Source organism: Caulobacter sp. D5 (genome assembly GCF_003185805.1).
Taxonomy (GTDB): Bacteria; Pseudomonadota; Alphaproteobacteria; order Caulobacterales; family Caulobacteraceae; genus Caulobacter.
The window spans coordinates 26,478-36,230 of sequence record NZ_QHJY01000028.1 but is presented as its reverse complement, the minus strand read 5'-3'; the positions used below and the strand labels follow the sequence as shown (position 1 = coordinate 36,230).

The window sequence follows — 9,753 nt, the reverse complement described above, 5'->3', positions numbered from 1 at the left end:
TCGGCCGGGTCGGACTTGTCGACCCCGAATTCGTAGAAGTTGTTGTAGCTGGTGACGTCGTCCTTCGGCGTCGGTTTTTCCTGGGTCGAGAAGCCCTTGGTGAAGGCCAGGGGCGCGGCGGCCGCCGCTCCGCCCAGGCCGGCCAGCCCAAGCCCGGCCGCGCCGGCGATGAACTCCCGCCGTCGCAGATAGAGGCCCCGGTCGGTGACGTCGTTCTCGGTCAGGTCGGGGCGGTGGCGGATCAGCATCGCGGGGTCTCCGGGCTTGGCCTGGAAGATACGTATGGGACGAGGCCAAGGTTTACGAGGCCGCGCGCCTTTTTCACGACCGTTTCGCGCGAAGGTCGCTGCGGTGCAGCTTAAGCTAGTTATCATTGTGAATGCGCGCACAGATTGTGTTTCCCGTGGCGCGTATCGATCGGGCGTCGCCCAGCGAGGCGATCAACAACCAGAGGAGACACGTGATGGGTTTCTATGGTCCCGAACCTTTCGACACCGCCGAGGCGACCTACGTCTGGACCGGCCTGCGCACGCCGGGCTTCTTCAGCGTCAAGGTCCAGGGCGCGGCGCCGAACTACACCAGCGGCATCCAGCTGGTCCGCGACAACGAGTTCGTCGGCGGCCTGGCCATCGAGGTCATGGGCTGGACCGGCCCCCTGGCCCCGGGCGCGACGCCCTACGCCGTGCAGAACACGTTCAAGGGCTTCTACCTGCCCAAGATCCTGATCGTCGGCTCCAACAAGAGCGTGCTGATCGACGTGAAGGAGATCCCCTTCACCACCGACGAGGCCTATCTGGCCCTCGTGAAGGGCGACGCGAAACAGCCCGAGCCGGCGTACTAGAGCCGACCGGAAATTAGATCGTCATCCCGGGCGTAGGGCCGCGAAGCGGACCGCAGACCCGGGACCCAGGGGCCACTGCACTGCGGCCGCCCCTGGGTCCCGGCTCTCCGCTGCGCTGCGGCCGGGATGACGATGAATTTGGTCTTTGAAGGCCTTTCGCTCTAAGCCTTCACGACCGCCTCGAACGCCGCCCGCGCCTCGGCCTTGGCCTTCAGCAGCTTGGCCTTCAGCGAGCGGAACTGGGTCACGTGGCCCGCCCGCGCCAGCAGCGCCCTGAAGGCCTTGGGCTCGTTCTCCGGATCGCCGCCGTCCTCCAGCGCCACCTTGATCAGCTGCGACAGGTCCTGCTCCAGCCGCCAAGCCGACAGGGCCGCGTTGAGCGAGGCCTTGTCGCCCAGGCCCGCCGCGATCAGGGCCGACAGGGCCTCGCCGGTGTTCTGCGCCAGAGGGCCGCCGTCTGGTCCGTGGGCCAGTTGCAGGAACTGGGCGATGAATTCGATGTCGACCAGGCCGCCGGGCTCCAGCTTGAGGTCCCACGGTCCCTTGCCCGGCCGCTCGCGCTCCATCAGGTCGCGCATGTCGAGCACGTCGGCGGCCGTCTTGGCCACGTCGCGCGGCCGGCGCAGGGCCGCCTCGATCGCGCCCTCGGCCCGGGCCTTGAAGTCCGGCGAGCTGGCCCAGATCACCCGGGCGCGGGTCAGGGCCAGGAGCTCCCAGGTCTCGGACTCGCGCTCGTAATAGTCCTCGAAGGCGGTGAAGCTGACGGCCACCGGCCCCTTGCTGCCCGAGGGGCGCAGCTTGAGGTCCACCTCGTAGAGCGTGCCCTCGGCGGTCGGCGCCGACAGGGCCGAGGTCAGGCGCTGGGTGAAGCGGGCGTAGAAAACGTCGGCGCTCCAGCCCTTCACCTCCGACATCGCAGCTGGTTCGTCGGCCGCGTACAGCGTCATCAGGTCGAGGTCGGACTTGGCTGTCATCTCGCGCGAGCCGGCCTTGCCCAGGGCGACCACGGCCACCTGGCCGGGGAAGGCGCCGCCCAGCCGCTCGACCTCGGCCAGGGCGGCCGGCGCCAGGCCGCCGACGATCAGGTCGCCCAGGTCGGCGAAGGCCCGGCCCACGTCGCGGGCGTCGGCCGTGCCGCTCATCACCCGCACCCCGATCCGGAACGACTGGTCGCGGAAGAGGCGCCGGGCCGCGTCCATCGACGGCTCGAACTCGGCTGGATCCCACGGGATGTCGGCGGGAACCTCCATCGGGCCGAAGAAGGCCGGATCCAGCAGGGCGTCCAGCGCCGTCGGCCGGCGGGCGAGCGTCGTGGCCAGGCGCGGGGCGAAGGCCATGACCTGCACCACCAGCTCGAACAGGCGCGGCTGGGCCAGGAACAGCGACTGGATCTGCACGCCGGAACTCAGCGAGGCGAAGAAGTCGGCGAAGCGGTTGAAGGCCGCGTCCGGCGCGCCCGTGGCGTTGGCCGCGTCCAGCAGGCGGGGGGCCAGGCGCGTGAACAGCTCACGGCTGCGCTCGGTGCGGGTGGCGGCGATATGGCCGTGGTGCCAGCCGCGGATGGTGGCGGCCACCCGATCAGGGGCCGAGAAGCCCATGCGCTTGAGGGTGGCCAGGGTTTCCGGGTCGTCCTCGACGCCGGTGAAGACCAGGCTGCCGAAGCGCGACGACAGCTCCTCCTCGCCCTTGAACAGGGCGCCGTAGCGCTGGTTGACGCCCTTCAGCATCTTGCCGACGGCGGCGTCGAAGCTGCGCAGATTGCCGTGGTTCCAGAGGGCGGCGACCTTCTTCCGGTCGGCGTCGGACTCCGGCAGCTTGTGGGTCTGGTCGCCGGCGATCATCTGGGCCCGGTGCTCCAGGGCCCGCAGGTCGTGATAGGCGGCGGTCAGATAGGCGCAGTCCTCCGGCGTCACGTGGCCGGCGTCGCGCAGGGCGGAGAGCGCGTCCAGGGTGCGGGGGCTGCGCAGGTCCGGGTGGCGGCCGCCCAGGATCAGCTGCTGGGTCTGGACGAAGAATTCGATCTCGCGGATGCCGCCGCGGCCGAGCTTCAGGTCGGCGCCCTTGGCCTCCAGACGCTCGTCCACCTTGTAGGCGTGGATCTGGCGCTTGATCGAATGGATGTCGGCGATGGCGGCGAAGTCGAGATTGCGCCGCCAGATGAAGGGCTGCAGCTCGTCCAGGAAGGCCTCGCCGCGCGCGATGTCGCCGGCCGCGATCCGGGCCTTGATGTGGGCCGCCCGCTCCCAGTTCTGGCCGACGCTCTCGTAGTAGTCCAAGGCCGCGTCGATCGGCATGGCCGGCGGGGTCGAGGACGGGTCGGGGCGCAGGCGCAGGTCGATGCGGAAGACGTAGCCGTCGGCGGTGCGCTCGGCCAGCATCCGGCCCAGGTGCTGGGTCAGGCGCACGGCGACGCCTTGAGGTTCGGTCCCCTCGCTGACCGGCAGGGCCTCGGGCGCGTAGAAGATCGAAAAGTCGATGTCGCTGGAATAGTTCAGCTCATGGGCGCCGTGCTTGCCCATGGCGATGCAGAAGAGGCCCGGGATCGGGCCGTCCTCGCCGTCTCCGACATGGGTGAGGGCGCCGCGCGCCACCTCGACCCGGGCGGCCTGGGCCAGGGCCGCGTGCAGACTGGCGTCGGCGAAGCGGGTGAGGGCGCCGGTCACCGCGTCGAGATCCCAGACGCCGCCGAGGTCGGCGAGGGCCGTCAGCAGGTGCAGGTCGGCCTTCAGCTCACGGAGGGTTTTTCGGGCGGTCTCGAAGTCGGGCTCGGCGGCGACGGCTTCGGCGGCGGCCAGTATGTCCGACAGCCGGGCCTGCGGATCGCTCTCCAGGATCAGCGGCAGGCGCGCGCCGTCGCGACGGGCGAGACCCGCGAGGTAAGGGCTGGCGGCGAACACCGGGGCCAGGGCCGGCCAGGCGGCGTCGATGCTCGCCATTTGCTCGCCGGCCCGGCGGGCGATCCCCTCGTGGGCCCGCTCGGCGGCCTTTGGATCGACGATCGGGCCGCAGGGGGCGAGGCGGTCGAGTAGGGGAGCGAGGGGGCGAGTCATGGCCGCACTCTTACCCGCCCGGTCCCGAGCGCCAAGCATCGCTTGACGATGTCATTTACGGGCGTAATCATTCCCGCAACAGAGTAGCGGGCCGTCATGAGCATCACCCAAGCCGAAAGCCACGTCATGGAGGCGCTCTGGACCCAGAGCCCTCTGACCGTCGAGGAGATCCTCGAGGCCGTCGCCGCCCCGCAGAGCTGGGGCGAGGCCACGGTCAAGACGCTGATCAACCGCCTGCTCAAGCGCAAGGCCATCGAGTCGCGCCGCATCGACGGCCGCGTGCGCTATGTGCCGATCGTCAGCCGGGCCGAGTATCTGCAGAGCGAGAGCCAGGGGCTGCTCGACCGGTTGTTCGACGGCCGGCTGACGCCCCTGGTCGCGCATTTCGCCAAGCACCGCTCGCTGTCGCCCGACGAGGTCAAGCAGCTGAAACAGCTGATCGCGGAGCTGGACGATGCTGGTTGATCTGCTGGCCCTGACCCTGCTGCGGGTGCAGTTCGCGGCCGCCGCCGGGGTGCTGCTGGTCCTGGCGCTGCGGGTTCCGGTGCGCCGCCTGGTCGGCCCCGAGGCGGTCTACAAGCTGTGGCGCCTGGCGCCGGTCGCGGCCCTGGTCAGCATCTTCCCCAGCCTGTCGGAAGCGCTGAAGGCGGGCGCGGCGGCCCAGCCGCCCGAGCGCCTGCTGGCCGTGGCCATGCTGACGGTGTGGGTCGTCGGGGTCGTCGGCCTGGCCGGCCTGATCGCCCTGGCCGAGCGCGCCTTTCGCGCCCGCGCCCGCGCCGGGCTGGAGGGGCCGGCGGTGATGGGCGTCTTCTGTCCGCGCCTGGTCATCCCCCACGACTTCGCCAAGCGGTTCGACGCGGCCGAGCGCGAGCTGGTCCTGGCCCACGAGCGCGCCCACATGCGGCGCGGCGACCCGCGCGGCAACCTGATCATCACCGCCTGCCAGGTGCTGGGCTGGCTGAACCCCTTCGTCCACCTGGGCGCGGCCATCGCTCGCCTGGACCAGGAGATCGCCTGCGACGCCGACGTCGTGGCCCTGACGCCCAAGGCCCGCAAGCGCTACGCCGAGACCCTGATGAAGGCCCATGCCTGCACGGCCGCCTCGCCCCTGGCCTGCGCCTTCGGCCGCCACCCGCTGGTCGCCCGCGTGCGGGTGCTGGCCGGGCCGGGTCCTGTCGCCGCCGAGGGGCTGACCGTCACCATCGCCGCCCTGACGGCGGTGACCATCCTGGCGGTCTGGACCCTGACCCCGCGCGGCCTGGACGTGCCGCCCTTCCGCGTGCCGGGCGGCGAAGCCCGCGTGTTCGTCGACGGCGTCACCCCGCCGCCGCTGAGCCGTCATGTCGAGGCGTTGGCGCAGTAGGGGGCTTGCGCCCCTTCTTGCTCTCCCAACTCCTCGTCATCCCGGAAAGCCCGCAGGGCTTATCCGGGACCCAGGGGACTGGGTGCCGAGCTTGGGTTCGCCGCTTTCTTCGCTAGCCCACGCTGTGCGGCGGCCCCTGGGTCCCGGCTCTGCGCGCTTCGCGCTCCGGCCGGGATGACGATCAAAATGCGGGGTTGCATAGAATAAAACTACATGTGTAATCTTTCCTTGCCCTCAAGGAGAGCTCGCCCGTGTCGTTCGTCCTGCCCGTCCCCGACGCCAATGCGGGCCGCAAGCGCGCCGTCCTGGCCTGGCGCATCCTCGGCGCGGCGCTGGCCGTGTCGCTTCTGGCCGCCCTGGCCTACGCCGTCTTCGACTTCATCCGCTTCGAGCGGGCCATGGGCGCGCTGCCGCCGGCCCGGGGCGAGGCGCTGGAACCGGCGCGGGCGCAGGCGGCTCAGCGCTGGTCGGTGGTGCGTCCGGCCCTGGTGGCGCGGCTGAAGCAGTCTCGGGACCTGGAACTGGGCGGGGTCTGGATGATGCGCGGTGGCCGGGTCTGCGGCGTGGTCAACGGCAAGACCAGCTTCGGCGGCTTCACCGGCATGACGCGGTTCTACACCGACGGCGATACGCCGGTGTTCGCCTATGACGACCGCGGGGCGTTCCGCGAGCAGTGGCATCAGTGCGATCGCGACCGCTGGGCGGTGATCCGCCCGGGCTCGGACGAGACGGGCTTCTGCGCCACGAAATTCGGGGCGACGCGGTGCCATGTGGTGCGCCGGCAGGCGACGACGATGCCGCGGTAGGCCTTCTCCCTTCCCCCTTGATGGGGGAAGGGTCGGGGATGGGGGTGACCTGCTGAGCTGGCGGCCGTGCGTGGCCTCAACCGCCGTAGCCACCCCCACCCCTGCCCCTCCCCCATCGAGGGGTTCTGCTCTTGCTCAACGCGCGAACGGGAACGGGGTCACCGACTTGGACGCCTCTTCCACCAGCAGCGTCCGGTTGATCGGCGCGGCCGCGCGCTGCGGGCAGGCGGGGCGTTCGCAGATGCGGCAGGAGGGGCCGATCTCGACGGTGACGGGCGAGGCGATGTCGAGGCCCCGGGCGTAGACCAGCTTGGCCGCGTATTTCAGCTCGCAGCCCAGACCGATGACCAGTTCGTCCTCCAGACCCGCCTGCAGTCCCGACACCCGCCGCACGGTGCGCGACAGGGTGAAGTAGCGGGCGCCGTCGGGGGTCTCGATCACCTGGGTGACGATGCGGCCGGGGGTCTTGAAGCTGTCGTGCACGTTCCAGCGCGGGCAGGCGCCGCCGAAGCGCGAGAACGGGAAGGGGCCGGCGGCGAAGCGCTTGGAGATGTTGCCCGCCGCGTCCAGCCGCATCATGAAGAACGGCACGCCCCGGGCGCCGGGCCGGCTGAGCGTGGTCAGCCGCTGGGCGGCCTGCTCGTAGCTGACGCCGAACCGCGAACGGGCCCGCTCGATGTCGTAGCCGGTGGCCTCCATGGCCGCGTGGAACGGCTCGTAGGGCATCATGATCGCTGCGGCGAGGTAGTTGTCGAGGAACACCTTCAGCAGCTGGCGCGTGGCGCGATCGGGCGCGGCGAAGCGGTCGGCCAGGCGGGTGAGGGCGTCCGGCGCCTCCATCAGGCCCAGCTGGTAGCACATGGCGAAGATGCGGCTGGCCGGGGCCAGGGTCTCCGACACCATCAGCCGCTTGCGGTGGTGGTCGTAGCGGCGCAGCGAGCCGGCCATCACCTCGACCGGCATGACCCGCACCTGGATGCCGAACCGTTCCAGCAGCCGTTCGCGCACGGCGGGGCCCAGGTCCTGCGGGTCGGCGTCGAGCGCGGCGACAATGGCCTCGGCCGCCGTTTCCAGCTCGGCGAAGTGGTTGCGCTGCGAGCCCACGAGGTCGCGCACCCAGTCGGTGGGCGAGGACGACACTGCCGGCGTTCCGTCCGGTCGCTCGAAGGCGCCCAGGTCGATCATCCGGCCGCGATCGAGATAGGCGCGGTAGAGGCGGGCCACGGCCTCGGCCAGGCCCGGCGACAGCTCGGCCACCTCGGCGGCCTCGTGGCGGCCGATGCCGAGGTCGGCGAACATCTTGTCGGCCAGCACCTCTTCCAGCCCCGCGCCGCCGCCGGGATCGTCGGCCGACAGGGTGCGCAGATCCAGATCGTAGGCCTCGGCCAGGCGCAGCAGCATCTGGGCGGTGACCGGCCGCTGGTTGCGCTCGAGCAGGTTCAGATAGCTGGGCGAGACGCCCAGTTCCTCGGCCATGCGGGCCTGGGTGACGCCGATGTCGCGCCGCAGGCGCTTGAGCCGGCCGCCCAGGAAAAGCTTCTTGTCCGTCGTCGTGACCATGAATGTCACGTTGTCATGGATTTACAAATTACACAAAGTCAATTCGTGACAAATCGTCTTCAATAGGTTCGACCGTATCAGCCCCGCCGCGTTAGCTCCCCAAGACGAAATCACGCCCGCCTCCCAATCAGCGGGCCCCGATGGGGAAGTACGACGACCATGCGCAAGACCTACGCCGAGCACCGCCAGGACCTCCTCGCCCGCTACCCGCAGGGCCTGACGCCGGGCGGCGTCGCCATCGCCGACCTCATCCAGCTGAAGCTCCAGAACACCTATTCGACCCACCTGGACATCGCCCGCGACATGGCGACCGTCATGCGCGCCGACATGGCCGCCTATGACGCCGACAGCAGCCAGTTCACCCAGTCGCTGGGCTGCTGGTCGGGCTTCCACGCCCAGCAGATGATCAAGTCGGTCAAGCGCCTGCGCGGCGCCACCAAGGGCGCCTATGTCTACCTGTCGGGCTGGATGGTCGCGGGTCTTCGCAACCGCTTCGGCCACCTGCCGGACCAGTCGATGCACGAGAAGACCTCGGTCGTCGATCTGATCGAAGAGATCTACGTCTCGCTGCGCCAGGCCGACGAAGTGGCCATCAACGACCTGTTCAAGGCCCTGACCGCCGCCCGCAAGGCCGGCGACCAGGTCGCCGAGCAGGCCGCGATCAAGGCCATCGACGGCTTTGAGACCCACGTCGTTCCGATCATCGCCGACATCGACGCCGGCTTCGGCAACGAGAACGCCACCTACCTGCTGGCCAAGGAGATGATCAAGGCCGGCGCCTGCTGCCTGCAGATCGAGAACCAGGTCTCCGACGCCAAGCAGTGCGGCCACCAGGACGGCAAGGTCACCGTGCCGCGCGAAGACTTCATCGAGAAGCTGCGCGCCTGCCGCCTGGCCTTCGAGGAACTGGGCGTCGACGAGGGCGTCATCGTCGCCCGCACCGACAGCCTGGGCGCTGGCCTGACCCAGAAGATCCCGGTCAGCCAGGAGCCGGGCGACCTGGCTTCGGACTACATCAAGTGGCTGAAGACCGAGGCGATCACGCCGGAAAACCCGATCCAGCCGGGCGAGCTGGCCCTGTACCGCGACGGCGAGTTCCAGAAGCCGGTGCGCATGCCCAACGGCCTGTTCGCCTTCCAGGACGGCACCGGCCGGGCGCGCGTCATCGAGGACTGCATCGCTTCGCTGACCCAGGGCGGCGCCGACCTGCTGTGGATCGAGACCGACACCCCCAATGTCGACGAGATCGCCTCGATGGTGGCCGAGGTCCGCAAGGCCGTGCCGAACGCCAAGCTGACCTACAACAACTCGCCGTCGTTCAACTGGACGCTCAATCTGCGCAAGCAGGTGCGCGACCAGTGGATCGCCGAGGGCAAGATCCATGCGGACAGCTATCCGGAAGGCGCGGCCCTGATGTCGGCCGACCTGGACGACACCGACCTGGGTCGTGAGACCGACGAGCGCCTGGCGCGCTTCCAGGTCGATATCGCCGCCCGCGCCGGGGTGTTCCACAACCTGATCACCCTGCCGACCTTCCACCTGACCGCCAAGAGCATGGACGAGCTGTCGCGCGGCTACTTCGGCGAGGGCCGCATGCGGGCCTACGTCAACACGGTGCAGCGCGAGGAAATCCGCCGCGGCGTGTCGGCCGTGAAGCACCAGCACGAGGTCGGCTCGGACCTCGGCGACAGCTTCAAGGAGATGGTCGCCGGCGAGCGCGCCCTGAAGGCCGGCGGCGGCGCCAACACCATGAACCAGTTCGCCGCCGAATAGCGGCGAACTTCAAACCTTCCCGTCCCCCAAAGCCCGAACTGAGGAGAAACGTCATGACCAACGTCACGCAATTCGCTCCCGCCGCCATGCCGGATTCGACGGCCCAGGACCGCGCCGTGGACCGTCTCGCCGAGGCCTCGCACCGCCTCAACGAAGCCGTCCGCCGCGCCATCGAGGCCGGCTACTCGGTCGAACTGGTGCGCACCTCGCGCCACCACGACGGCTCGGGCAACTGGGGCGACCAGATCGTCCCGACCATCCGGGCCACTGAAAAGAGCGCGTAAGACGCTCGATGCGTAGCGGGGAGGGAGGCGCCTGCTTCCTCCCTCACCCGCTCGCTCAAATCGTCATCCCGGAAAG

Annotated in this window: 8 protein-coding genes and 2 pseudogenes; 6 read left to right on the top strand and 4 right to left on the bottom strand. The window is 69.8% G+C overall.

The features are described from left to right. Positions 1 to 248: pseudogene (locus DMC18_RS02445) on the bottom strand (mononuclear molybdenum enzyme YedY); the annotation flags it as partial. 215 nt (positions 249 to 463) lie between these two features. On the opposite strand from DMC18_RS02445, the gene DMC18_RS02440 reads away from it, so the two are divergent. Next, positions 464 to 841, top strand: coding sequence for a hypothetical protein (locus DMC18_RS02440; protein ID WP_110120714.1), 378 nt, complete (start codon positions 464 to 466; stop codon positions 839 to 841). Between the two features lie 21 nt (positions 842 to 862). Here DMC18_RS02440 and DMC18_RS26765 read toward each other — a convergent pair. Together DMC18_RS26765 and DMC18_RS02435 are read right to left on the bottom strand one after the other, a co-directional pair. Beyond that, positions 863 to 970, bottom strand: a pseudogene (locus tag DMC18_RS26765) (hypothetical protein); the annotation flags it as partial. A 32-nt stretch (positions 971 to 1,002) separates the two neighbouring features. Continuing rightward, a complete protein-coding gene (locus tag DMC18_RS02435; protein ID WP_110132667.1) occupies positions 1,003 to 3,891 on the bottom strand; it encodes a bifunctional [glutamine synthetase] adenylyltransferase/[glutamine synthetase]-adenylyl-L-tyrosine phosphorylase in 2,889 nt (962 codons plus the stop codon). A gap of 96 nt (positions 3,892 to 3,987) precedes the next feature. Between DMC18_RS02435 and DMC18_RS02430 the strand changes: the two genes are divergently transcribed. The 3 genes from DMC18_RS02430 (at position 3,988) to DMC18_RS02420 (ending at position 6,060) form a co-directional block, all read left to right on the top strand. After that, a complete protein-coding gene (locus DMC18_RS02430) occupies positions 3,988 to 4,356 on the top strand; it encodes a BlaI/MecI/CopY family transcriptional regulator (RefSeq protein WP_110120712.1) in 369 nt (122 codons plus the stop codon). Further along, positions 4,346 to 5,254: a M56 family metallopeptidase gene (locus DMC18_RS02425; RefSeq protein WP_110132666.1), complete on the top strand. Its 909-nt coding sequence runs from the start codon at positions 4,346 to 4,348 to the stop codon at positions 5,252 to 5,254. The genes DMC18_RS02430 and DMC18_RS02425 overlap by 11 nt, the downstream gene beginning before the upstream one ends. A 251-nt stretch (positions 5,255 to 5,505) precedes the next feature. Next, on the top strand, positions 5,506 to 6,060 hold the full coding sequence (locus DMC18_RS02420; RefSeq protein ID WP_110120710.1) for a hypothetical protein: 555 nt from the start codon (positions 5,506 to 5,508) through the stop codon (positions 6,058 to 6,060). Positions 6,061 to 6,195: 135 nt separating this feature from the next. Here DMC18_RS02420 and DMC18_RS02415 read toward each other — a convergent pair whose 3' ends face one another. After that, positions 6,196 to 7,620: a short-chain fatty acyl-CoA regulator family protein gene (locus tag DMC18_RS02415; protein WP_110117744.1), complete on the bottom strand. Its 1,425-nt coding sequence runs from the start codon at positions 7,618 to 7,620 to the stop codon at positions 6,196 to 6,198. Between the two features lie 159 nt (positions 7,621 to 7,779). Here DMC18_RS02415 and DMC18_RS02410 point away from each other — a divergent pair, with 159 nt between their 5' ends. Next, positions 7,780 to 9,393: an isocitrate lyase gene (locus tag DMC18_RS02410; RefSeq protein ID WP_110132665.1), complete on the top strand. Its 1,614-nt coding sequence runs from the start codon at positions 7,780 to 7,782 to the stop codon at positions 9,391 to 9,393. A 53-nt stretch (positions 9,394 to 9,446) separates the two neighbouring features. After that, on the top strand, positions 9,447 to 9,677 hold the full coding sequence (locus tag DMC18_RS02405; RefSeq protein WP_370443965.1) for a hypothetical protein: 231 nt from the start codon (positions 9,447 to 9,449) through the stop codon (positions 9,675 to 9,677). Positions 9,678 to 9,753: the final 76 nt, after the last annotated feature.

Bases quoted from the DNA above. Each gene is read 5' to 3' on its own strand.
- DMC18_RS02430 (WP_110120712.1), top strand. From the start codon at position 3,988: ATGAGCATCACCCAAGCCGAAAGCCACGTCATGGAGGCGCTCTGGACC.
- DMC18_RS02440 (WP_110120714.1), top strand. From the start codon at position 464: ATGGGTTTCTATGGTCCCGAACCTTTCGACACCGCCGAGGCGACCTAC.
- DMC18_RS02435 (WP_110132667.1), bottom strand. From the start codon at position 3,891: ATGACTCGCCCCCTCGCTCCCCTACTCGACCGCCTCGCCCCCTGCGGC.
- DMC18_RS02425 (WP_110132666.1), top strand. From the start codon at position 4,346: ATGCTGGTTGATCTGCTGGCCCTGACCCTGCTGCGGGTGCAGTTCGCG.
- DMC18_RS02405 (WP_370443965.1), top strand. From the start codon at position 9,447: ATGACCAACGTCACGCAATTCGCTCCCGCCGCCATGCCGGATTCGACG.
- DMC18_RS02415 (WP_110117744.1), bottom strand. From the start codon at position 7,620: ATGGTCACGACGACGGACAAGAAGCTTTTCCTGGGCGGCCGGCTCAAG.
- DMC18_RS02410 (WP_110132665.1), top strand. From the start codon at position 7,780: ATGCGCAAGACCTACGCCGAGCACCGCCAGGACCTCCTCGCCCGCTAC.